Origin of the sequence: Diplocloster modestus, from assembly GCF_019042245.1 — a bacterium.
GTDB lineage: Bacteria > Bacillota > Clostridia > Lachnospirales > Lachnospiraceae > Diplocloster > Diplocloster modestus.
In genome coordinates, this window is the sequence record NZ_JAHQCX010000021.1 from 41465 (window position 1) to 66492 (window position 25028).

Consider the following 25028-nt stretch of genomic DNA (forward strand, 5'->3'; position numbering starts at 1 on the left):
TCAACGCGCTATTTCTCTAATATGCTTTATCTCTAATAAAAATCCCCAATAAAATCAGAACCGGATTCCACAAGTAAAACTGAATAACCCGTGCCCTGCACACCACTCCATAATACAGGCCGGAAACCCGAAAATGAACAGTTGACGGTGGTAATTAAAAACATGACAGAGTATAATAGAAGAAATACTACAGGGACAACTCCGGCCGGAAGATTCTGCCGTTTGAAGTATAAAAAAGGCCGCCTGCTATTTGAACTTGATTTTAAATGCTAAGATAAAAACACGAAGAGAAAACAACGAGCGCCGGGCCATAACCGCTCATGCGGAAGTATGAAAAACCGGGCAGCAGAAATGGAGGGTTCACATGGGATACGAAGATTTTGAAGATTATGAAGACGAGAAATTAGAAGAATTAGAAAACGGTGAGGGATTGGCGAGAACAGAAACAATAGAAGTGGATGGGGATCTGGCCGAGCTGGGAGATGCGCAAGCAGAGGAAAGCGAACTTGGCGGGACCAGGGAGATCAGCTTCGGCGCCCGCAGCAAGGAATCCATAGAGCGTAACTTAAGGGATGTCAGATCCGAATACAGTAACGCACTGTCCAGTTATGAGCAGCTGAAAGAGGATGCTTCCAAAGGATGGATCGGTGTGGAGCCAAATATTAGTAAAAGAAAAGCTGAGATGGATTATTGCAAATCTAAAATAGCCGAGCTGGAGCGGGAACTGAGCCGGGCCGAAGATTAAGAGACGAACGGATAAGAAAAAGGGGGAAGCGCTTATGTCTGACAGAATCCGAGACGTGGGTTTCCGGGATCTGTTCCGGGGCCTTGATATGGCGGAGATCGAAACGCCGAATGAGATTAAAATACCGGATGAGGTGTTCAAGCGCCTGCTGGAAGGCACGATGGAGCGAAGTTATCTGAACGGGGTCAGCCAGTTTGATTATTTCGTGCCTGATGAGACGGAGCGCCACGGCGAGGTGGAATGGCTGCAGATCATCCGACTTCCGGTGCACCCGGATAATATCGAGGACTATGACCTGATCAACCGGTGGCAGGGTGTGCTGTCCACGCTGCATATCTGGGGATACCGGACGGTATTTTTGCTCCAGAGGACTGGCGGCCAGACCAGCCTGTACCTGGGAGTCACCACAGCCACCCAGGGTGTGGGTTCCAAGGACGCGCTGGATCAAATGATGGAGGCCACGGCGGCCAATATGCCCGGCGTGGCGATGGAATGGGTCAGGCACGACCAGACGATGGATGACCGGCACGGGAAGATCTACGATGTGCTGAACAACTATCACGCCATCGGTGCGGTGACCGGAATTCCCTCCTTTATCAGCGATGAGAGCAGAAGCGTGCTGCAGACGCTGGATCAGCTGGCCTTCGGCGTGCGCAAGATCAATGGGCGGGAACGGGATTATTCCCTTCTGGTGATCGCGGATCCGATCCCGGATGAGGAGATCAGCAGTATCATCAACCGGATGCGGGAACTGGGCAGTGAGATCCACAAATATGTGTCCCGCACGGTCACGGAAAATGAAGGTTCCAGCAGTCAGAAAGATGTAGGAATGGGCGGAGCGGTCGGAGGAATCCTGTCCGGCCTGGGCACTGTAGCGGGCGCCTTGATCGGCAGCTGGCTCGGGGCCCCCTATCTGGGAAGCAATCTGGGCCGTGGAATTGGCGGGGCGGTCGGCGGAGCAGTAGGCATGAACAAGACCAAATCCGTATCCATCAATTTTTCCCGGTCGGTGACCACCGAATATCTGGATAAATTTGCCCAATATGCCGAAGAAATCATGGAAAAACATATCGCACGGCTGAAAGAGGGCAGGAACCTGGGTTATTGGAATGTGGGTACTTATGTGCTGGGCCGGACAAAGATGGATATCACTACCGTGACTGGTATGCTGCGCTCCATCTATTCCGGCGATGAGACTTATCTGGAGCCAATCCGCCTCCATGTCCTGCGGGAAGACAGCAATGCCGCGGAAATCGTCAAGGGCTTTCAGCTCATTTCTTTGGAAAATGAAAATATCGATAAAATGCTTGATAATGAATATAAAAGAAAATATGAAAAGGATCATATCTGGCATGTGTTCGGACGCCGGTATCAATACTTAAGCACACCTATGAATACCAAGGAACTGGGGCTGACCACCTCCCTTCCCCGCCAAGATGTGCCGGGACTTCGGTTTGTCAAGACGGCTGTCCGGTTTGCCAATAATCCTCCGGTGTTAAATGAGGATTCTATTTCCATCGGCAAAGTAGTCAATATGGGAGTGGTGCAGAACAATGAATACCGGATCGATCCCAATTCCCTGGTCCGTCATGCCCTGGTAACCGGAGGTACCGGTTCCGGCAAATCGACCACCTGTAAAGCGATCCTGAACGAAGTCGTATCCCGGGGTGTTCCGGTTCTGATCATTGAGCCGGCTAAGGACGATTATGTGCGCTGGGCCATGGAATTGAAGGAAAAGAAGGGAATCCCTTTCCACATCTATATGCCGGGCGCTTCCTCCTTTGACGGGCAGCCCCTGGAAGAGCTGGCGGTGAATCCTTTCGAGCCGGCGGCGGTCAAAGGGGCCAAAGTAGACCTGATGGCCCGATGCGAGAATCTGGTTTCCCTGCTGGTGGCCAGTATCCCCAGCATCGAGGATGTTCTGCCGGTGCTGATCGATGAGCTGGTCTATGCAAAGGCGGAGGATTTCTTCAAAGAGGATTTCCACTCCGGAGAGGCAGTGAAGCCGTTCTTATATCCGAAGATGGAAGACTTGATCCCTATGGTGGACGATCTGGTGGAAGGATATGATCCAAGAAATTATAAGACGATCCGAAAATCTTTGATCACCCGGTTAAAATATCTGACCCGTGGAAACAGAGGCCGTCTGCTGAATGTCACGAAATCCACAGACTACGATGTGCTGTTCGGCCAGCCCACGGTCATCAATCTGAGCCGGATCGCCGGGAGCCGGGATAAGGCGCTTATTATGGCACTGCTGATGTTAAGCCTCTATGAGTACCGGATATCGGCTTATTCCTATCAGGCGGACTACAGAAAGAAGGCACAGGATAATGAGCTGCTGCACCTGACTATGATCGAAGAAGCCCATAACCTGCTGATGAATCCTTCCGCAGTGACCAACGATTCGGGCAATCCCCAGCAGGTGGTTGCGGATCTGTTCAGCAATATGCTCTCTGAGATCCGGGGCTACGGGGAAGGGATCACGATCGTTGATCAGGTGCCGACCCGGCTGATTCCGGATGTGATCAAGAATACCAATTATAAATTTGTACACCGCCTGACCTCGCCGGATGACTGTGAAGTGATGGCTGCTTCCCTGGCACTGCGGGAGGATCAAAAATCCATGATCCCGGCGCTGGAGATCGGGAACGCCATTATCTACGGCGATAACGATGATGCGGCGGTTTGGGTGAAGATGAATAAACCCGGAGATTGAGAGACAGAAATAGGAAACAACCTTCGGGTATACCTGTATGTCTTGAGAAACAGACAGAAATAGGAAACACCCTTCGGGTATACCTGTATGACGTAAAAAACAGGATGATAATGGAAAGGAGGTAATCTGTATGGAACTTTGGACTTATTTTGTGATTGTGGCCATGGTGCTTATAGCCTTGCTAGTGATTTACTATATTGTAAGGAAAAGAAAGGCTGACCAGGCACAGGAACAGATCAAACAGCAGGAAGATCAAAAACAGCAAAAACAGCAGGATCAGTCCGAACATTCTACACATTTTTCGCAACTGACACGGGATCAGGCTCTAACGCCGGAAGACGAAGAGGCCATCCGTATCCTGGCAGAAGGGATCAGCCAACATAAAACAGAATTCACAGGTTTATATGAGCTGATGTATCAGATCAGCCTGGGAAATACCGGTAATGCCTCCGGCACGTTCGGGGAATGGTGCCTGAGAGTGGAAAACTTCGAGGAGGACTCCGCATTTTCTGAGATTTTTGCCAAAAGATTCTCTGAGATGGAATCAGGAGGCGTCGAAGAACAGATTCGAAATGCAGAACTTATCATTCAGGGAATCTTCGCAAGCGGTATCAAGCGGGATGAGGCACAAAGCCTTCAGGCGGAAAAGCGTACGGTCTTTACCTATGTAACCCTGGATGACACGGTTATTACTCCCGGACAGTCTTATGAGGTCTACCGGCCCTGCTGGAGTATAGGAGCATTGACTCTGGAAAAAGGAATTCTCAGATCCCCGGAGCTACAGGAAACAAATGAAATATCGGAAGCAGGCAGGTAACAAACGAATTATCAGGAAGACGCAGGAAACAATACAGCCAGAAGTAATGAATCAAGCAGGAGGTTCAAAATGGGAATAGAAGATATGGAAGATTTTGAAGAACTGGAAGGCCAGGACCGGCTGAAAGACACTTCGGAATTTGAGCATTCCCTGGAAAACAGCCAAGGACTGGAGACTTTAGATGAGACTCATATACGCCAGACTGAAAAGCTGGAGGAGGGAATATACCGGGATACCATAGGCAGCATCGGGATGCCTGCTGGGATGGAAGGCCTGGAAAATGAGTGGATATCAGGGGAACCGCTGGAAGACATGGAACACTGGCATATGCAGGAGGGTGATATGTCCTGCGCGGTGGTGTGCCAGGAATTCGTAGCGGAGGAGCTATTGAACACCGAACTGAATGAACAGGACCTGGTGGAGTTCGCTGTCTCGAAAGGATGGTTCGACCCGGAAACAGGCACTACCCTGGAAGATACCGGTAATATTCTGGAATATCTGGGTCTGGAGGTAGTGCAAAACGAACACGGCAGCATTCAGGATATCGAAAGAACCCTGGAGGAAGGCGGAAAGGTCATTGCCGGTGTGAATAATATATCCCTGCTGACCCCGGACTCCATGGAATGTGTCTACTATCCGTCCCTTACCGCAAATCATGCGGTGGAAGTGATCGGCATCGATAAGACAGATCCGTCGAATGTGAAAGTAATCCTGAATGATCCGGGGCTTCCGGGCGGCCGCGGGATCAGCTATGATCTGGAGGAATTCCAAACAGCATGGAACACCAGCGGAGGCTTTATGGTAAGCGCCTATCGGGCTGATCAATGAGAGGAGGAGGTCCCAGTATGAGAGAATATATAAAAGAGGTACAGGAAAAACAGGCGGTGCGGAGTATGATCCCCATGAATTTCCAGATGGGATTGCCGATATTGAAACCAAAAGATCAGGAACTTCTGGTGATATTTCCCTACTACCGCACGAAAGTGGAAGGCAATCAGATTCACATGAGCCTGCCCAGATTCCATGCGGTCATGGCTTATCCGTCCGGCCGTCTGGTACGCGTGGAGGACCTGAAATACAACGGCAGATTTCAGGATATTGATTTTTCAGCATATGAAGGTGTCTACAGCCGGGGAATAGGAGAACAGGCGGCCGCCTACCGGGAGGCGGTGGAGCGGTACCTGGACCGGGCCGGCGCGCTTCTTAAGCAGCAGTCGGGCGGTGCGCAGATAACAGCGGAGCAGGCCGGGCAGATGCAGGAGGAGCTATTTCAGATAATAGAACCTTTTTATACGGAATATTACAGAAGATTGTTGGAGGAGTGAGACGGATGAAGCCTGTAGTGCAGCTGGCAGTGGTCGATACAGACCAAAAGAATATCGAATGTATCAGACAAATGCTGACAGATACGGCGGTGAAATATGATGTGGATATGCAGGTGGACTGGATCACAGATCTGCGAAAGGCCGGAAAGCTGTTCGAGTCGTCCGACACCCTTCAGCTGGTATTGATCAATTTGGGCCTGGGGCGAATCGCCGGCAGAGTGGCGGAAGGGTTATACCAGAGCAGCCACTGTTACGTGATGTATTACGCCCAGAAGAAGCTGGACCTGGAACCCTATCTCTTAGCCAGGCCGATCGCTTTTCACGCGGACTTGTCGGACCATGCCTTATTCAGCAGCAAAGTGCTGGCGCTTAGTACTATGATCCTGCAGGATAAAAACATGTTTGTCCGAAACGCCAAGAGCAGTACGATTCTGATCCGCTATCGGAATATCCGGTACTTTGAGAGTAATTATAAAAATGTAATCCTCTATACCAGTCAGGGACACAGCTATACATTCCGGGGGCGGCTCGACGAGATCGGCCGGCAGATTCCGGGGGCGGTTTTTCTAAGGGTCCACCAGAGTTATCTGGTAAACCTATCCTACGTGGAGAGGGTGGACAAAAGTAAAAAAAGCCTCCTGCTCACCAGCGGTGAGGAATTACAGATCAGTAAGCCGTATTATGAAGGGGTCATAAGCCGGCTGCTGGCAGAATCGGAAGAGATATAGGATGATGGATTGGGAGACAAAAAGTGTTCCCCCATACCGGAATGAAAGGCGCAGCAAACGCGCTGCTGGAGGTACGGTTGAACAAAAAAGATGTTCCCCCATACCTGAATCGAGGCGCAGTAAATGCGCCACTGGAGGAAAATATGAGCGCTAAACGTGTGATTGGAATTGATTTCGGTACCAGTAATTCGGTGGTCAGAGTAAAAAGGTACGGGGAAGACGGACAGCCATTTGGGGACCGGCTGTTCGTGTCGAACATACTGTTTGACGGCAATGACAGCGTGCCGACCCTGGTGCAGATTCCAGACGACATCGAGATTACACCGGAGCTTGAGCTTAAGGAAGAGGACTGTGAGTTTGGCCGCGCCGCTGCTGTCGAGCAGCCGGGGATGAGGACCTGGCGGGATTTCAAGACGGATCTGGAGAGCAAAGACCCGGGAATCCGTATGAGGGCCCGCTGGCTGACGCGACTGTTCCTTAAGTATATCTACCGGCAGTATCAGACCCAGTCCATTCATCTGGGAGATGGAACGGATGAAGAACTGGTCTATGTCAGTTATCCGGCAAAATATTCGGAAGAAAACAGACAGTTTATGATCCAGGCGGCAAAAGACGCGGGCTTTTCCAATGTCAGGGGTATCACGGAACCGGAAGCGGCAGTCAGGGCTTTCCTGGTACAAGGCGAGAGGGAACTGCGGCAAATGGGTCTGCTGCATGCGGATGGGGCTTCGTATCTGCTGTTCCTGGATATGGGCGCAGGGACGACGGATCTGGCTGTGTGCAAATATGAAAATGGCAGCACACAGATTATTTCCACATGGCCGGATGACCGGACGAATATTTATTTTGGCGGAAAAGATATTGACCAGGTGCTGAGCGGTTATGTGGAAGCTTATCTGCGCAGCAACAATAATGTGGTTCCTTCCTATTTTACCGATCATTTCAGTGAAAAATACATCGACGCGGTAAAAGCCTGGAAGGAGGTAACGGTTTCCAGAACGCTGAAACGCAATAAAAGCGTGCCGTATTTCAGCGCAGTAAAGAATCCATATCCGAATCTTCCGGATTTCTCACCGGCAATTGGGCGAAAAGAATTTGAGGATACCTGTAAGCAATACCTATGTAGCTTTCCGGAATTGGTGAACGGCTGTCTTGCACACACCCGGGAAATCGATCCGGATTTTCCCGGAACGGACGGGATCGAACTGGTACTGCTGACCGGGGGCCACAGCCAGTGGTACTTTATTCCGGAAATCCTGACAGGGAAAAACCAGGCATTTGGCAGCGTGTCGCTTCCCCAAATTCAGTCCGAACCGGCCAGAGTAAGGCTGAGCGGAAAGCCGCAGGAAATGGTCGCTGTAGGGATGGTTTATGATCTTCTGAAATCGGATCACTCAGGGGAGGCCGTAAAGCCTGATGAGCAGGAGCAGAGTATTGAGGAACAGAACACTGGGAATCAGTATGGTAAAGATCAGAATAGCCAGGAAAGTAAAGAGCAGTTCCGGTCTGGCCGGGACTTGGTATATGGCAAATCAGAGGTCGGAGACAAACCGTCTCCCATCCCTTATTATCAGGAAAAGGTTCTAACCCGGGAAGAAGTGAAACAAAGATTCCATGGTACAAAAAATATTATAATACCGGAAGAATATACGACAATAGGAGAGAATGCGTTTGGAGGGACCGGCTGGGGGGCGGCAGGTAATGCATTTGCCGGCCTGTTCTCAAAACAGGTAACGGGAGTGGAAACAGTACAGCTGCCTGCGGGACTGAGACATATCGGGGAAATGAGCTTTTTTGACTGTAAAAATATAAAGAGTATAAAGCTTCCGCAGGGATTGCTCACAATAGGAGATAGTGCGTTTAAGGGCTGTAACTCATTACAAATGGTTACCATACCAGGAAGTGTAAAAAAAATATCACGGAGCGCTTTTGAGGACTGTAAGGGCCTAAAGTCCGTCATTATTGAAAATGGAGTAGAAGAGATCGGTTGGAGGGCTTTCCGATATTGCGACTCCCTGAGTTCTGTTACGATAAAGGGACATGTGAAAAAAATCTGCGAAGAGGCTTTTGGAGGATCCAACGTATTTATGACTGTGGTAATAGAGGATGATGTGGAGAACATAGATGTCGATGCTTTTGCTATTGCATTTGCATACAGACTAGGCACTCTCGGAGAGATGGAGATCCGCTGCAGGAGAGGTTCTCAGGCAGAAAAATATGCGATTAACCGCAAAATAAAAGTTTCCTACTAACCGGAGGAGAAGATGAGTGTAAAACGTATGATTGGAATAGAGTTCGGTACCAGCAATTCGCTGGTCATCTGGGAGAATATTGAAAAGTTGGTGATCATATGGCGACGAAAAGAATCATAGGGATTGATTTTGGAACGAGCACATCCGTCGTAAGGGTAAAAAGATATGAAGGGGATCGGACACCGATTGGGGACCGGCTGTTCGTCAATAACGTATTGTTCGACGGACGGGACAGCGTACCGACGCTGGTCCAGCTGCCGGACGATATTGAGATTACTCCGGAGCTTACGTTATCGGATGACAATTGTGATTTCGGATACTACGCAGCCGCGGAACAGCCGGGGATGACAACCTACCGGAATTTTAAAGTGGAACTGGAAAATGACCAGCCTGATGTGCGGACGCGGGCCAAATGGCTTACCAGGAGGTTTTTCCAATATCTGTATGAGGTCTATCAGCAGCAGAAGAATCAGCTGGGAGATAATTCCGATGAGGAGATCACCTACGTTAGTTATCCTGCAAAATATGCCGAAGAAAACCGTCAGTTTATGATCGATGCGGCAGCGCAGGCTGGTTTTAAAAATGTAAAGGGGATCACAGAACCAGAAGCCGCTGTCCGGGCTGTTATGGTGCAGGAGGAAAAAGAGCTGAGAGCGCTGGGGCTGCTGGGAGGAGCCGGCTGTTCTTATCTGTTGTTCCTGGACATGGGAGCCGGGACTACGGACATCGCCGTCTGCCGGTATGAAAATGATGAAACCCAGATCATATCCACCTGGCCGGATAAAACTACGAATATCTATTTTGGCGGAAAAGATGTGGATTACATTCTGACCGGTTATATCGAGCGGTATCTGAGGGACCACCGGGATATCGTTCCGGAATACTTTATCGACAGTTTTTCCGATAAATACATAGATAATATAAAGACCTGGAAGGAGACTACGGTCTCCCGGACACTGAAGAGAGGTAAAAGTATCCCGTACTTCCAGACCGTAAAGAATCCCTATCCATCTCTTCCGGATTTTTCGCCGTCGATCGGCAGGGGGGAATTTGAGCGGGCCTGTACAGAATATCTGAAAAACTTCGCGGTTCTGATAAATGGAAGCCTGAACCACACCCAATCTATAGCGCCGGAGTTCCCGGGGAGCCAGGCGATCGATCTGGTGATCCTGACCGGGGGGCACAGCCAGTGGTATTTTATAAAAGATATGCTGGAAGGTAAAAGGCCGGAGTTCGGCAGCCTGGATCTTACGAAGATCCGTTCCAATCCCGTCAGAATCTGTGTCAATGGGAAACCACAGGAGACAGTTGCAATGGGAATGGCCTATGAGCCGCTGCGGGTGATCCGTCAGAGTGGGCCGGAGGTGAAAAGCACGCCGGATGGAAATCGTGCGGCAGCCCGGAATGATAGACCACCGGAGAACCCGAAGGAAAGTATGGATGAGATCAACGCGGAAATGACCGGGTATGAACTCAATAAGCTGGCCCGTATGTCATACAGCGACAACAAAGCAGCCGGCAGGGTGATACCGGCCAATGGGCTGTCTTACACGGTAAATGATATGTTAAGCTGGCTTCCGGCAGAGGTGGAGCAGAGAATAAACCGGTGGAACAGCAACCCCGGCTTTCTGTGGAAATATTACGAAAATCATTATAAGGCATTGAGCGGATGGTCACAAAAATTAAGGCTCCAGCTTCTGACGGATGAAGTCCCGATTCTCTATTTGAACCGGAAGGGAGCTGAAAGAGGAAATCTGATCGAGTACGGCCTGATATTCACCAATAAGCGGATACACTGGCGGTTTGATTTTTTGTATAGAGACAGCATTTTTTATAATGATATCGTGGATATCAAACCGATTATCCTGCCGAATACCCTTGTGTCTTCGAACCAGGCAGCTTCCGATAAGGAAAGCGGGCTTGCGGTCAGACATTTTTACATGGAGCAGAATGCGAGAAAAATTAAGACGACCAATATCTGGATGACTTATACGGAAGATCAAATTATACCGGAATATCAGCTTTTTGAGGCATTTTTTAAGGGATTCAGGGGTCAGTGACAGGATTGCCTTCAACGTGTTATATGATCTGGCTCGAAACTTTCAGAGGTGTCACTTATATGGCACAGTATGCTTGATATCATTTTATCCAAGAGTAATTTGGGTGTGACCTTGAGAGGCTCCGGGTTACTGCGTAAGAAAAAGTGAGGATATACTAAGATGTCAAAAAATAAAATTATCACTGTTCAGAATGTAACTGTTACAATTTCATCAGAAGAACTTGACGACTATATCTGTATCACGGATATCGCGGGTGTAAAATCAGATCAGTCCAGATCTGCGGATATCATTAGAAATTGGTTAAGAAACCGTTCAACATTAGAGTATCTGTCTGTATGGGAGCAACTTTATAATCCCAAATTTAAAGTGTTCGAATCCGAACACTTTAAAAAGCAGGCAGGTTTGCTTACATTTACACCAAGTGTTTCTGAGTGGATAGAACAGACAGGAGCAGTTGGGCTATATGTCAAACGAGGGAGATTTGGAGGTACCTATGCACATAAAGATATTGCTTTTGAATTTGCATCAGCAATCAGTCCTACATTCAAATTGTACCTAATAAAAGAATTTCAGAGACTAAAAGAAGAAGAAAATAGCAAAGAGCGATTAGAATGGACTGCTAAAAGGTTCTTATCGAAAAATAATTACCTGATTCAAACCGATGCAGTAAAGAATTATCTAATTCCGAAAAGTAATTATAAGGATAATTTAGAGTGGCTGGCATATGCTAAGGAAGCAGATATTTTGAATGTTGCACTGTTCGGATTCACGGCAAAGGCGTGGAGGGATGCCAACCCAGAAATGGCAGGAAAAAGTAATGTTAGGGATTTTGCTACTGTAAATGAACTGACTGTTCTTTCAAATTTGGAAACACATAACGCACAGATGATTCGGGAAGGTAGAGATAAAAAAGAACGGTTTACAATATTAAAGGATATAGCTGAATATCAGCTTGATATTTTAAATGAGGCGGAGAAGATTAAGATAGAAGAAAAAGAAGAGACAGAAGAGACAGTTTAGCGCAGTAAAGAATGGATAAAAGGGTTATGTCCATTACAACTTGGAACATGTCTGAATTAGTATGGAGCAGAATGTAAGAAAAATTAAGACGACCAATATCTGGATGACTTATACGGAAGATCAAATTATACCGGAATATCAGCTTTTTGAGGCATTTTTTAAGGAATTCAGGGGTCAGTGACAGGATTGTGTGTTATACTATAGGAACTGTGGTATAGAAAATGGCTGCCATGCAGCTGTGGTCAGTCAAAGAATCAGTCTGGCTGAATTCATTTACCATCAGGTTACGCCTGTTTTCAGGCAAATACATAGGAAAAACACGCAGGAGGTTACACATGAGCAGGGCAACGGGGGAGAAACACAACGGAACAGGCAATAAAAATCAGTGGGCCAGCAAACTGGGCTTTATTCTGGCAACGACAGGGGCGGCCATCGGACTGGGGAATCTGTGGAAATTTCCATATCTCATGGGAAAAAACGGAGGATTCTCGTTTTTGGTGGCGTACCTGTTTTTTATATGCGTTTTGGGATTGCCGGTAATGATCACGGAGATGTCTCTGGGAAGAAAGACCGGGCATGATCCGGTCCAGGCCTATGGGGATGTCCACCCGCACGCGAAGATTGTGGGGGTGTTCGGAGTGCTGGCCGCTTTTATTATTCTGTCATACTACAGTGTAATCGGCGGCTGGATTTTAAAATATTTTTTCAGCTATGCCACTACGTTACAGGCACCGGCAGATTTTGAAGCCTTTATCGGAAATGCCGGCGAGCCGGTATTCTGGCATTTCCTGTTTATGATGATGACGGCGCTGATCTGCTTTTTCGGTGTACGGGGAATAGAAAAAGCCAGTAAATTTATGATGCCTGCCTTATTCGTGATTCTATTGGTTATTGTGGTGAGAAGCGTCACTTTGCCGGGGGCATCCAAAGGGCTTGCGTTTATATTTTCCATCAAAGATTCAAAATTCAGCATCGGTTCCATCAATGCGGCGCTGGGGCAGGTGTTTTATTCGCTAAGCCTTTGTATGGGTATTACGATTACCTACGGAAGTTATCTGAACAAAAAAGAGAGTATTCCAAAGAGCTGTATCAGTGTGGCTCTGCTGGATACCTGCATGGCTGTACTGGCCGGAGTCGCGATCTTTCCGGCCGTATTTTCCTTCCAGCTGGAGCCAGGCCAGGGACCTAGCCTGATCTTCGGCACATTGCCTAAGGTATTCAGTGCCATCAAAGGAGGTTCCATCTTTGCTCTGCTGTTTTTCCTGCTGGTCTTTTTTGCGGCAGTGACCAGCGCTGTGGCATTGCTGGAGGTTACCGTATCATTTTTAATCGACAAATGGAAATGGAAGAGAGGATGGGCCGTCCTGATCGTGGCTGTCCTGCTGTTTTTGCTGGGTATTCCAAGCTCCCTGTCCTATGGGGTTCTCTCAGACTTTAAGATATTGAACTATAATTTCTTTGATTTTGTGGGGATGCTGACGGATAATATTCTGCTGCCGGTGGGCGGTATTTTGATGTGTTATTATATCGGATGGAAATGGAAACCCCAGTATCTGGTGGATGAGATCGAGCAGGAGGGAGTGCGGTTCCGCCTGAAGAAGCTTTGGATCTTCTGTATCCGTTTTATAACTCCCATTCTGGTACTGATCGTTACGATATCCGGATTTGCGGGTATTGCGAAAGTCATATTTTGAGCAGGTGCCGCATGATAAGAGCAGCAATAATATCGGATACCCATAATGTACTGAGGCCGGATGTCATGGGTATTTTAAAAGAATGTGATTATATCATACATGACTCCTCCGGGATGATTTGGCCTATAGGAATTCATCCGGCCTTCATCCCGGGGGTCACACCTTGTAGAGCAGCTATATTAAGTCAGTATTTTATTCCATAACCCGGATGGCATGATAGCCTTCATGAACGGCAGTCAGAATCTTTCTGGGCGCTTCTGCGTCCCCGATGACTGTCATATCTTTGACCGCACTTTCCAGAGCTGTTTCCAGCTGATTATTCGCCTTGTAACCGGCAGCGATCATTACGGTATCACAGACAATGGACGTTTCTTTGCCGTCCTTTACGTATGTAACGCTCTCAGGCGTGATGCGGGTTACTTTCGCACCGCAGATGGCGGGGACGTTCCGTTCTGCCAGCATGGCGCGCAGCGCCTGATCATTATTCAGACAGTGGTCGGCGGTAGCCAGTATATCATCCAGCATTTCGATAATCGTCACTTCATCCGCTGTCTCTTTCATATAAGCGGCAGCTTCACATCCGACTAATCCTCCCCCGATGACAACCACTTTCTTACCGGGCTTTTTCTGTGCGGTCAGATAGGCGTTCGCTGAGGCGGCGTGCTCGATGCCGGGGATCGCAGGCATGACCGGCGTGGAGCCTGCTGCCAGAATGACCTTGTCAAATTGGCCGGCTGCCACTTCTTCTGCGGTTGCTTCTTTTAGGAGACGCACGTTCACGCCCAGCTTATGGATCTGTCTTTCCATATAGATTATCAGGCGCAGGACGTCATGCTTGAACGTGGGAGTTCCCGCAGCCCACAGATTGCCGCCCAGTCTTCCGGTTTTTTCCCAGAGTTCCACGTCGTATCCCCTTTTTGCTGCTGTCATGGCCGCGGACATTCCTCCGGGGCCGCCGCCGATCACCAGCACTTTTTTGGAAGTGCCGTCCGGTTTCGGAAGGGCATACTCTTTTTCCGCGTAGCACAGAGGATTTACCGCGCAGTAGTAGTGTTTGCCGGAGAAGCCAGCCAGCAGGCATTCGTTACAACCCACGCAGGGGGTGATATCTTCGATCGCGCCTTCTTTTACCTTATTGGCCCAGTGGGGATCCGCCAGCATCTGATGAGCCAGAACCACATAATCGGCGATGCCGTCTTTGATCACTTCTTCCGCCTTTTCCGGGTCAAAAAGTTTTCCCTGGCCAAGGACAGGGAGGCTCACTGTATTCTTTACCGCTTCCACAATGCTTAACTGATGTCCTTCGGAAGCGTATACGGTAGAGATTGCTTTATACCAGGCCTCATAGCAGCCGACATCCACATGCAGTGCGTCGATTCCGGCATTTTCCAGGATCTTCGCCATCGCCAATCCTTCCTCCAGCTCCCGTCCGCCCTCGACACCGTGATATGGCGTGAACTTCACCAGGATCGGGAAATCAGGTCCCACATTTGAGCGGATCGCCTGAATACATTCCAGTGTAAAACGCATCCGGTTCTCCAGGGAACCGCCGTACTCATCAGTCCTTGTATTCCATTTGGAAGACTGGAACTGATCAAGCAGATAACCGCCGTAAGCGTGCAGCTCCACGGCATCCGCGCCGGACATTTTCGCAAGGGAGGCGGAGTATCCTACTTTATCTGCCAGATAGTGAATATCTTCCACAGCAAACGGTTTGCACTTCAACTGAGGGAACCAGAAAGCAGGACAGTCACCGGCGGAATAAGGAGGGGTAAAGGGATCGGTAAACTGCTGCCGGCCCAGTCCCGGTGAGAGCTGAACACAGACCTTAGAGCCATAATGATGGCAGCGGTCAATCAGCATATTCAGACGTTCCACATGATGGAAATTACTGAGTTCCGTACAGGGCCTCGGTTCATACTTTGTAGACACTACGTTGGCGCCTGTGATAATCAGCCCGGTCCCCCCCTTCGCGCGCTCCATAAAGTAATGAATGGCATCAATGTTGTAAGCGCCGTCAGCTTCCCCCGTAGTACCCATGGGCCCCATTACAATACGGTTTTTCAATTTCATGGAGCCGATCTGAGTTTTTTCAAACAATTTGGACATAGGATCTCCACCTTTCTTGAGTATTACTATAGTTATATAAATGTATTACTGCGGTAATAATATTATAGAATATTGTTATTTTATTGTCAATATATTTCTCTGGTGGATACGGATGATTTTTGCTATACTGTCCTTATGTTTAGAATTGGCAGAAAAAAAGAAGTGCCGCGGCAAGTGCGGTATCGGAGGAAATTATGGCAGAATCAGCAACAAAAGAAATGATTATTGAAAAAGCCAATCAGCTTTTCCAGGAAAAAGGTTACAACCAGGTAACCATCCAGGACATCTGTGAAGCCTGTGAGATCACAAAAACCACATTTTATTATCATATGAAATCCAAGGACGACCTGATTATCAATAACTACGATATTATCACAGAAAATCTGACTCAGCTGATGGTATCCCTGATAGCAGCCGACAACTATTGGGAACAGTTATGGATGTGTTTTGAAGTCCTGATCCGGGAATCCGTCCGCTATGGCCAGGACCTCTACAGCCAGCTCTTCATCGTCAACCTGAAGGAAGACCGCGGAAGCTTTGATTTACGGGAAGACCTGACCCGCATTGCGGTATCCGTTATCCGAAAAGGCCAGGAAACAGGCCAGATCCGGAACCAAAACCCGGCTGAACAGCTCTATGAAGCATCAGCCTATCTATTCACCGGTTACGAAATCACCTGGTGCATCAAGAACGGAAACTTCGACTGGATGCAAAATACCCGAAGATCGCTGGAAGTGATGTATGATATACTGCCGGAGCTGCGATATGATATAGACGAATAATCGGAGCGCAGCGAAAAATTTAAAAACTGAACGGGACAGGAAAGCGAAACTTCATTGTCCGGTACACAGTCTGCTCCCTAGGGCTGAAATTGTGCCGGACAATAGAATAAAAGTTTCACGATCCTGTCCCGTTCGTATTTTATGTTTTATCCTCCGGCGTTTTCCATGTCGCAGAACTTCCGTCCGGAGACCGGGAGAGTTCCGATAGGAAAGATACCTACTGGGCTTTCTTTGCCTTACGGATCAGGATCTGCGTCCCGTAATTCAGCAGCAGGCCCACAACAGCTAACGCCACACATACCCAGAAGATCGCTTTATACTCGGCGGCTCCGGGATTGTCTCCCATCATTTTACCGAATACGGTGAACATGAACGCGTCCGGAAGGAAACCGATGAAGCTGACGATACCGGCGGCTGTACCGATATATTCGTTGGGAATATCAAGCTCCGTCATCGGCACAAAGTAAGTACCACGCATCATATAGATCACAAACGATGCGGCAAAGCCGATGATGATGGAGACCACCGCCATGTGATTCCCGGCCGGGGTGATCGTGAAGGCGGCCATAGCCACGATCAGCAGGATAAAGGCTCTGGTCAGGAACTTGGTGGCGGATTTTAATTTATCCACCAGCACTCCGGCGAGAGCGGCGGCCAGGAACGGCAGCAGATAGAGCCGGACACTGGATAAGGAGGCAGCGACTCCTGTATCCACACCCATAACGGAGGTCCAGTAGGGCACCAATTTTCCAAGGCCCGCACCGCTGACACAGTAGGCGCAGAAGACCATCAGACCCACCATCCAGATCGCCGGCATTTTGCAGACATACGCAAGGCCGTGCATCAGATCGCCGAAACTGACCTTCTCTTTCTTCTGGGAAGCAGAAGAATTGGGAATGAACAGGAAGGAGAGAACGGCAGCCACGAAATAGATTATGGAATAGTAGATGATGATATTGCGCACACCGGTGAGGTCAGGGGAAGCCTTGTAGATCAACCAGGTGCCCAGCTGGCTGTAAACGAACGCAAACAGTCCGAAGCCGGCCTCCCGGAATCCGAACATCCGGCCCTGCTCGTCGTCGGAGCCCAGCAGTTTGACCGCCTTGATCATGGCAGGCCAGTATGTGAATACTGTTGAGAATCCGTAGATCAGCATAATGGCCATCAGCTGCGGGTAGGAAGGAAATGTGGCGAACCAGATGCCGGCGGCGCCGGTAATGGCCAGGGATATGCAGATCAGCCAGCGTACATTGAACTTATCGGCCAGCAGCCCGCCGAAGAGGTAAGCGATGGAGCTTACGATACCCAGAACCGTCATCAGATTACCCATCTGCAGGTTGCTGATTCCAAAGGCGGCCTGCAGATCGTCGTAAAAGGAATATTGGATATAGGGCAATATGTATACGATACCGCCGCCGACACAGATAATAAACAGGACCAACCATTTTTTTGACAATAATGAACTACTCTTTTCTCCCATAAGTAAGAATCCTCCTTCTCTTTTTAAATACAGGCTTTAACAGCAGGAACTGCTTTTGAGCATATCCACGAACCAGCGCCAGAATCCTTCAATATCTATGTCCACTGCCGCGTGTACATTCGGCTCCTTCTCCTCCACGCCGTGGAAATCGGCGATCGTCATTCCCCGTGTGATGGTCCCTTCGGTCTCCACAGTCATGAAGAAATCTTTGGTGGTGATCAGATCCGGCCGTACGATGCTGGCCAGCGCGATCACGTCGTGAAGATTCGGATCATCCCCTCCGATCTCGGTTTTCCGCCGTTTCATGAAATCGAAAATGCGGGAAACCAGATCCCCATAGGGGGTCTTCACGGAAGCGGTTTCGTCCACCACCCAGTCAGGAAGTTTGGGCTTTAAGGTAACATCCAGTCCAATCATGGTCATCTCGATTCCGGAGTCAAAGACGATTTTGGCCGCATCGGGATCGTTGTAAATATTAAACTCACTGGTCATAGTCATGTTTCCGCCCCATACTCCCCCGCCCATTATAGTTATCTTGCGGATCAGGGGAATGATGTCTGGATGCCTGGTAATCGCCAGGGCCAGATTCGTCAGCGGTCCTACCGCCAGAAGCTGCAGCTGCCCTTTTTCTTCCAAAGCATGACGGTAGATCACTTCCCAGGCAGGCTCATCCAGAAACCCGTGGGGGGATACGGGCAGAATGACATCGCCAAGACCGGTATTGCCATGGCTTTTTGCGACGGTCAATTCATGTACGAGCGGTTTTTCGGCTCCTTTTGCCACCGGAAGGTCATAGCCCAGGTAGCTTACGACATTGCGCGTGTTCTGGCTGGTCTTGTCAAGTGTTACGTTTCCACAGACGCTGGTAAAGGCTTTAATATCGAGCTGGTCCTGGTGCAGCAGCGCCGCTGTGATGCAGATCGCATCATCCGTTCCGGTATCGACGTCAATGATGATAGGAATTCGTTGCAATGCAGATACCTCCTTTAATAAATTGGATTTGATAAATTGTTCTTGAAAAAGTAAAACGATTGATGTAAAATGATATACGTAAAACGTTTGCGTAACTTAATATTAGACGAAGTGTTTTTATTTGTCAAGTAATTTATACTTTACAGCATCCCTTAATGCATGCCCTTCGGGCGGGGTCGCAGCATAGCTGCTCCATAAGGTATAGTTAGAATTTGTTGATTGATTTTTCATTGCCATGTAAAATGAATGAGATGTATAACGTTTGTAAATTGGAAAAACATGCGGAAGGAACAGGCAGGAAAGACCGTATGAAATGGAGTGATGAGATGGAAGAGATTGTTTTATATCTGGCCAGCCATAAGGGAGAGATTCTGCGGGCAGCTGTGGAGCATATCACCCTGTCCGGTCTGGCGGTGCTGATCGGATTCGGAATATCACTGGGAATCTGTATCCTGGCCGTTATGAAAGATGCCGACATGGATAAGGTGATTAACCGGATCAGTTTTTTCAGACTGATTCCCGGCGTGGCCATTCTGGTGGTGGCGATGCCGGTTCTGGGCGTGGGCTTCCTGCCCGCCCTGTGTACGCTGACCCTGGTGACGATCCCTTCCATATTGGTGAATCTCTATGCCGGCATGAAGAATATCGCCGCAGACACGATGGAAAGCGCTGTGGGGATCGGGTTGTCCAGAAAGCAGATTCTCTTCCAGGTACAGCTGCCCATGGCAAAACCCTTTCTGCTGTTAGGGATCCGAACTGCCATCGTGGACGCGGTGACCATCGCTGCGGTGGCCTCCTTGATGGGCGCTGGAGGGCTGGGAAGATATGTGATGACAGGGCTCGCGGTCAATGATTACCGGCTGGTGGTGATCGGCGGTGTTCTGATCACGGCTATGGCGCTGGCCGGCGAGATCCTTTTTGGATGGATGCAGCGGTCGTTGGAATACAAGTATACAGGGCGGCATTAGAGGTGCCGCAGGACTGGAGGTAATGATGAAAAAACAGGTACTCAGCTTATTAATCATTCTGGTCATTTTAGCCGGACTTGCTGGATGTAAAGGGAAAACAGCGGAAAACACGGTAAAAATCGGGTCCAAGGATTTTACGGAATCTTTCATTGTGGCAGAGCTCTATGCGCTGGCCCTGGAACAGGAGGGCTTCGGGGTGGAGCGGAAATTCAACCTGGGAGGCACCAATGTCACGCAGGAGGCGATGGAGAAGGGAGACCTGGATCTCTACCCGGAATATACCGGAACCTGTCTGCTCAATGTCCTGAAGGAAGAGCCTATAAAAGATCCGGAAGAACTGTATGCGCATGTGAAGGCAGAATATGAGGCAAATTATGGGATGACTCTGCTGGACGCGTCCGCGGCGAATAATTCCCAGGGGCTGGTCATAACCCGGAGTATCGCAAAACTGTATGGCATACAGACGATTTCCGATCTGCAGAAAAACGCCTCTTTGATACGGTTCGCCTCTCAGGGGGCATTCGAGGAAAATGCGGACGGTATGCCGGCGCTGACCGGAACTTACGGAGAATTTACTTTCCGGTCGGTTAAGTTCTATGATAACGCGATCAAATACGAACTGCTGAAAAATGATAAAGCGGATCTGGCGGTTGCATTTACCACAGACGGACAGCTTACCGATCCTGATTTTGCACTGCTTCAGGATGACAAGGCGGCCTGGCCTTCTTACAACATCGTGCCGGTTATCCGGCAGGATTCCCTGGAGAAGCATCCACAGATAGAGGAGGCGTTGAACCGGGTCTCGGCTGCGCTGGATACGGAAACCATGCAGCAGTTGAATGCGAAAGTGGACCTGGATAAAGAAGAGCCGGAGGATGTGGCGGCCGAATTTTTTAAGGAAAATCTGAACTAGCGGAGGGTTTGGGGTGCAGGATGTAATATTGGAATTTCAACATGTGGACGCCGGATATCCGGGTCAGAACAGGCAAATATTGAAGAATATCAGCTTCCGGATTATACAGGGGGAATTTATCACAATTCTGGGAAATTCCGGTTCCGGGAAAACAACGCTGCTGAAGCTTGTAAACCGTCTGATCAGTCCTGCCGGCGGCCGGATCTTATTTAAGGGCGGGGACATTGCACAGGGAACACCCGAACAGCTGCGCAAGAACATGGGGTATGTGATTCAGCAGGCGGGCCTGTTTCCGCATATGACGGTGGCGGAGAATATCGCTGTGCTGCCGAAAGTATTAAAATGGAACAAAAACACCATCAACGCCCGGGTGGATGAACTGCTGTCCATGACGAAGCTGCCTTCGGACAAAGAATTTAAAAACAGGCATCCCTGGCAGCTCTCCGGCGGGCAGCAGCAGCGGGTGGGGATCGCCAGAGCCCTTTGCACGGACCCGGATATCCTGCTGATGGATGAACCCTTCGGGGCATTGGACGCGGTGACCAGAAAGGAACTTCAGCAGGAATTAAAACAGCTCCATCATACCTTTGGTAAAACTATCTTATTCGTAACCCATGACCGGCAGGAGGCGATCGACCTGGGTGACCGGGTGATGGTCTTAAATGACGGTGAGATCAGCCAGTTTGATACACCCCGCCGGCTGATTATGTGTCCGGCCAACGAAGCCATCCGGAATTTGTTTCATGCGGATACGGCATTGAAAAAGCTGAGTTATTTTAAGGTGAGTGATTTTGCAGATCTGCTGAAAGAAGAACAGGACGGCGGGGCCAGATCGGTAGAATGGGATATGCCGATGGAGACGGTACTGGACTGCATGCTTCAGGGGCAGGAGCGGGTTTTGGTGTACCGGGAAGGGATCTATATGGGAAGTTTTCGGCATAGGGATCTGATTCAGGCAGATGGGTATACAGAAAATCAGGCAGATAGGTATACAGAAAATCAGGCGGATGGTTATATAGATGATCAGTCAGATGATTATACTAATAATCAGGAACGCGGACAGACAGGTGAAATGGTATGATCAGCTATACATTAAAAAATTATGATAAATTGTTTGGTGCGCTGGCGGAACATCTGGAACTGGTGGGAATTACGCTGCTGATTTCTGTCCTGCTGGCCTGCGCGGTTTATCTGGTTCTCAGCCGGTTCCCGCTCCTGCAGAAGGTTATGCTGCTGCTCTTGCTGGTGGCATACTGTATTCCCAGTATAGCTTTGTTTGCATTTCTGGTACCGGTCTTAGGGCTTGGGAAGGGAACTGCGGTGGTGGGAATGACCATCTATAATCTGTTTCTGCTGCTGCGCAGTATTCAGACAGCGGAACACGCGGTGCCGGCGGATATCTATGAAGCAGCCAGGGGAATCGGCCTTAGCGGGATGCAGAGCATGCGTCTGGTCTATCTGCCGGTGATGCTGCCTTATCTGATTACCGGTATCCGGATTGTTACCGTGAGTACTACGGGGATCGCCACCATGGCCGGACTGATCAATGCGGGCGGGCTGGGGAATATACTGTTCGAAGGGATGCGGACCTATCATATGCCCAAACTGATTTGGGGAATCCTGATGGTTTCCGGGCTTGCTATGCTTTTGAACTTTCTTTTTATCAAGTTGGAAAATCGTGCGGTCCGGTACGCGCAGGGGAAATCCGGCGTATGGACTAAAAAACCAAAAAGAGATGATAAAATTCTTTCGTTGTGATAGAATAAGTTCAGATTGTTTAATCAGTATAAAATAGGAGCAGAGCTCATGCCGGCGATTCAAGAGCGCCGGGCAGAGGCGGTTGCGAACCGGGGATGAGCACAAGCTTGTGTGAAATAGGATATAGTCAGGAGAGGTTCCAGCATGGCGGTAACAATTAAAGATATTGCAAAAATGGCCGGGGTGTCGATCACGACGGTATCCAGGATCTTGAATAATAAAGAGGGATTCATCAGTGAAGCTACCAGGGAAAAGGTATTGAAGATTGTAAAAGAGCAGGGTTACACGCCCAATTCTTTTGCCAGATCCCTGGTAACGAATCAGTCGCGGATGCTGGGGCTGATTCTTCCGGATATCGTGAACCCGTATTTCCCGGAGCTGTATCGGGCCTGTGACGACCAGGCCCAGGAAAAGGGATATACCCTGCTGCTATGTAATTCCGATGATGAGAGTGAGAAGGTAAAAGGCTATATGGAATTCCTGGCCCGAAGGGGCGTGGACGGGATCCTGCTGGCCAGCAGCGGAGTCAGCCCAAAACTTGAGCAGATCGAGCGTCTGGGCGTTCCGATCGTGACCATAGACCAGTATCTGGAGGAATGCAGCTGGCATGTGGGAGATATTGGAAATGACAATACATACGGCGTATATCTGGCGGTCAGCCATCTGATCGGGCGTGGGCATGAGAAGATCGGCTTCCTCTGTGGTAAAGAGGGAACCTTTACCTCGAAACGCAGATACCAGGGATATCAGCAGGCGATGCAGGAGCACGGCCTGGCAGTACAACCGGAGTTGATATGCTTCGGCGAATATCAGCACCGGTTCGGCTATCAGAAGACCAGGGAACTGGTCCGTCAGGGGCAGTCCTTTACAGCACTGTGCTGCATGAGCGATACGGTGGCGCTTGGGGCTATGGCGGCGCTGAGGGAAGAGGGAATCCGGGTTCCAAAAGATTGTGCGGTCATGGGATATGACAACACCTATATCAGTGATCTGATTGAAAAACCACTCTCAACCATCAACCGGTTCACCACGGATATGGCGAAACAGGGCGTACAGGTACTGGTGGATTATATCGAAGGGAAAAATAAAGAATACGTGGAAAAGATTTTAAAGCCGACCCTGGTGGTCCGCAAAACCACGTAATTTGGGGGAATAGCAATGGCGAAGTCCATGACGAAAGATATGACAGTCGGTACTCCGTACCGGCTGATTTTAGGGTTCACCCTGCCAATTCTGTGCGGCAGCCTGTTCCAGCAGCTGTACAATATGGCGGACGCTGTGATCGTGGGACGTTATCTGGGTATCCGTGCCCTGTCTTCGGTGGGAGCCAGCTCTTCGCTTATCTTTCTGATCATCGGTTTCTGCACCGGCATGTGTACGGGATTTGCGATTCCGGTGGCACAGAGCATGGGAGCAGGAAAGTTATCCCGGATGCGGAAGTTTGCATTTAACAGCTTTTATCTGTCTGGTATTTTTGCTGTGGTGATCACAGCGGTGACCGCTGTATTCTGCAAGAATATTCTGATTCTGATCCGTACCCCGGAATCGATCCTACAGGGAGCCTGGGAGTATCTATTTGTTATTTTTCTTGGAATTCCATTTACGATTCTCTACAATCTTCTGGCCAGTATTTTAAGGGCGCTGGGGGATTCGAAAAGCCCGTTCCTCTTTCTGACAGCGGCGGCGGTGATTAATATAATTCTGGATCTGCTGTTTATCACTGTATTTGACTGGGGCGTGATGGGGGCGGCAATCGCCACGATTACATCCCAGGCAGTGTCCGGGGTGCTGTGTATACAGTGTATCATCCGGAAATTTCCGGAACTGAAAGCGGACAGTGAGGAACGTAAACCGACGAAACGGCATATGCTCAAGCTTTTGAATCTGGGATTGCCTATGGGGCTGCAGACTTCCATAACCGCCATCGGCAGCATTATGCTGCAAAGTGCTGTGAATCATTTAGGAGAGGTCAGTGTGGCGTCATATACGGCGGCGCTGAAAATAAAATATCTGTTCTTGTCGGTCTTTGAGGCTGTGGGAACGGCCATGGCCACTTATGTGGGTCAGAACCTGGGAGCCGGGAGGCTGGACCGGATCCGGGAGGGAGTCCGGTCTGCGATTCTGATCCAGTGTATCTATGCGTTGGCGGCCGCCGTCGTCCTGCATCTGGGTGGACGGTATATCGCGATGCTGTTTGTGGATGGGGCTGAAACGGAAGTGCTGGATAATGTGCAGATGTTCCTGAATATCAGCAGCATGTTCTATATAACGCTGGGGGTGTTGTGGGTATTACGTTCTGCTATACAGGGGATGGGATATGGGAAATCTGCCATTTTTTCCGGTGTATCCGAGATGGTCGCCCGAACCGCTATGAGTCTGTTTTTCATTCCCCAGATGATGTTCCTGGGGGTGTGCTGGACGGATCAGATCGCCTGGATGGCGGCGGATCTGTTTCTGATACCCGCGTATCTGTTCATTATGTATAAGAGGGGCGGTTTCCGTAAAAAGATTCCGGCTGCACAGAATGGGAAAGTCCCATTGGATGGAAAATAAATGAGTCTTATACAATGAAAGTTGAAGATTCCTAAAAATTTTGGGAGAACAGAAATTATCCAGGGGTGGAATGGGCTGCTATGCGAGGCATAGCGGCCTATTATTGAGTTCCTGGATATAGATTGCAGGTGAA

General features: G+C 49.3%; 20 protein-coding genes. 17 read left to right on the top strand and 3 right to left on the bottom strand.

Annotated features, from left to right (window positions below):
• The first annotated feature begins 364 nt into the window (after positions 1–364).
• The 10 genes from KTH90_RS21725 to KTH90_RS21770 all read left to right on the top strand — a co-directional run bounded on the left by KTH90_RS21725 (position 365) and on the right by KTH90_RS21770 (position 13360).
• Complete coding sequence (locus tag KTH90_RS21725; RefSeq protein ID WP_158354801.1) at positions 365–745, top strand: hypothetical protein; 381 nt, start codon at positions 365–367, stop codon at positions 743–745.
• Positions 746–779: 34 nt separating this feature from the next.
• Complete coding sequence (locus KTH90_RS21730; protein ID WP_158354803.1) at positions 780–3464, top strand: helicase HerA domain-containing protein; 2685 nt, start codon at positions 780–782, stop codon at positions 3462–3464.
• 130 nt (positions 3465–3594) lie between these two features.
• Positions 3595–4281: a hypothetical protein gene (locus tag KTH90_RS21735; protein WP_158354806.1), complete on the top strand. Its 687-nt coding sequence runs from the start codon at positions 3595–3597 to the stop codon at positions 4279–4281.
• Between the two features lie 69 nt (positions 4282–4350).
• On the top strand, positions 4351–5109 hold the full coding sequence (locus KTH90_RS21740; RefSeq protein WP_158354808.1) for a cysteine peptidase family C39 domain-containing protein: 759 nt from the start codon (positions 4351–4353) through the stop codon (positions 5107–5109).
• Positions 5110–5126: 17 nt separating this feature from the next.
• Positions 5127–5606, top strand: a complete 480-nt coding sequence (locus KTH90_RS21745; RefSeq protein WP_158354810.1) for a hypothetical protein — start codon at positions 5127–5129, stop codon at positions 5604–5606.
• Between the two features lie 5 nt (positions 5607–5611).
• A complete protein-coding gene (locus KTH90_RS21750; RefSeq protein ID WP_158354812.1) occupies positions 5612–6334 on the top strand; it encodes a LytTR family DNA-binding domain-containing protein in 723 nt (240 codons plus the stop codon).
• Positions 6335–6477: 143 nt separating this feature from the next.
• Positions 6478–8586 carry a leucine-rich repeat protein gene (locus tag KTH90_RS21755; RefSeq protein ID WP_238727468.1) on the top strand — a complete coding sequence of 703 codons (2109 nt, stop codon included), beginning with the start codon at positions 6478–6480 and terminating at the stop codon, positions 8584–8586.
• Between the two features lie 98 nt (positions 8587–8684).
• On the top strand, positions 8685–10646 hold the full coding sequence (locus KTH90_RS21760) for an Hsp70 family protein (RefSeq protein ID WP_158354816.1): 1962 nt from the start codon (positions 8685–8687) through the stop codon (positions 10644–10646).
• A 159-nt stretch (positions 10647–10805) separates the two neighbouring features.
• Positions 10806–11666, top strand: a complete 861-nt coding sequence (locus KTH90_RS21765; RefSeq protein ID WP_158354818.1) for a KilA-N domain-containing protein — start codon at positions 10806–10808, stop codon at positions 11664–11666.
• A 335-nt stretch (positions 11667–12001) separates the two neighbouring features.
• Positions 12002–13360 (top strand): sodium-dependent transporter, encoded by a 1359-nt coding sequence (locus tag KTH90_RS21770; RefSeq protein ID WP_158354820.1) that lies wholly within the window; start codon positions 12002–12004, stop codon positions 13358–13360.
• A 192-nt stretch (positions 13361–13552) separates the two neighbouring features.
• Here the strand turns inward: KTH90_RS21770 and KTH90_RS21775 are convergent, their stop codons facing one another.
• Complete coding sequence (locus tag KTH90_RS21775) at positions 13553–15469, bottom strand: NAD(P)/FAD-dependent oxidoreductase (protein ID WP_158354822.1); 1917 nt, start codon at positions 15467–15469, stop codon at positions 13553–13555.
• A gap of 194 nt (positions 15470–15663) precedes the next feature.
• On the opposite strand from KTH90_RS21775, the gene KTH90_RS21780 reads away from it, so the two are divergent.
• Positions 15664–16251: a TetR/AcrR family transcriptional regulator gene (locus KTH90_RS21780; protein ID WP_158354824.1), complete on the top strand. Its 588-nt coding sequence runs from the start codon at positions 15664–15666 to the stop codon at positions 16249–16251.
• A gap of 217 nt (positions 16252–16468) precedes the next feature.
• Here KTH90_RS21780 and KTH90_RS21785 read toward each other — a convergent pair whose 3' ends face one another.
• Together KTH90_RS21785 and KTH90_RS21790 are read right to left on the bottom strand one after the other, a co-directional pair.
• Complete coding sequence (locus tag KTH90_RS21785) at positions 16469–17731, bottom strand: MFS transporter (RefSeq protein ID WP_158354826.1); 1263 nt, start codon at positions 17729–17731, stop codon at positions 16469–16471.
• A gap of 36 nt (positions 17732–17767) precedes the next feature.
• Positions 17768–18703: a nucleoside hydrolase gene (locus KTH90_RS21790; protein WP_238727469.1), complete on the bottom strand. Its 936-nt coding sequence runs from the start codon at positions 18701–18703 to the stop codon at positions 17768–17770.
• A gap of 308 nt (positions 18704–19011) precedes the next feature.
• On the opposite strand from KTH90_RS21790, the gene KTH90_RS21795 reads away from it, so the two are divergent.
• The 6 genes from KTH90_RS21795 (at position 19012) to KTH90_RS21820 (ending at position 24895) form a co-directional block, all read left to right on the top strand.
• Positions 19012–19671 carry an ABC transporter permease gene (locus KTH90_RS21795; RefSeq protein ID WP_238727470.1) on the top strand — a complete coding sequence of 220 codons (660 nt, stop codon included), beginning with the start codon at positions 19012–19014 and terminating at the stop codon, positions 19669–19671.
• 25 nt (positions 19672–19696) lie between these two features.
• Positions 19697–20584: a glycine betaine ABC transporter substrate-binding protein gene (locus KTH90_RS21800; RefSeq protein WP_238727471.1), complete on the top strand. Its 888-nt coding sequence runs from the start codon at positions 19697–19699 to the stop codon at positions 20582–20584.
• Positions 20585–20612: 28 nt separating this feature from the next.
• Positions 20613–21665, top strand: coding sequence for an ABC transporter ATP-binding protein (locus tag KTH90_RS21805; protein ID WP_238727472.1), 1053 nt, complete (start codon positions 20613–20615; stop codon positions 21663–21665).
• Positions 21662–22342 carry an ABC transporter permease gene (locus KTH90_RS21810; RefSeq protein ID WP_158354834.1) on the top strand — a complete coding sequence of 227 codons (681 nt, stop codon included), beginning with the start codon at positions 21662–21664 and terminating at the stop codon, positions 22340–22342. The genes KTH90_RS21805 and KTH90_RS21810 overlap by 4 nt, the downstream gene beginning before the upstream one ends.
• Positions 22343–22486: 144 nt before the next feature.
• Positions 22487–23485, top strand: coding sequence for a LacI family DNA-binding transcriptional regulator (locus KTH90_RS21815; protein ID WP_158354836.1), 999 nt, complete (start codon positions 22487–22489; stop codon positions 23483–23485).
• A gap of 15 nt (positions 23486–23500) precedes the next feature.
• The gene (locus KTH90_RS21820; protein WP_238727473.1) at positions 23501–24895 is read left to right on the top strand and encodes an MATE family efflux transporter; all 1395 of its coding nucleotides are present in this window, start codon (positions 23501–23503) and stop codon (positions 24893–24895) included.
• The last annotated feature ends 133 nt before the right edge of the window (positions 24896–25028 follow it).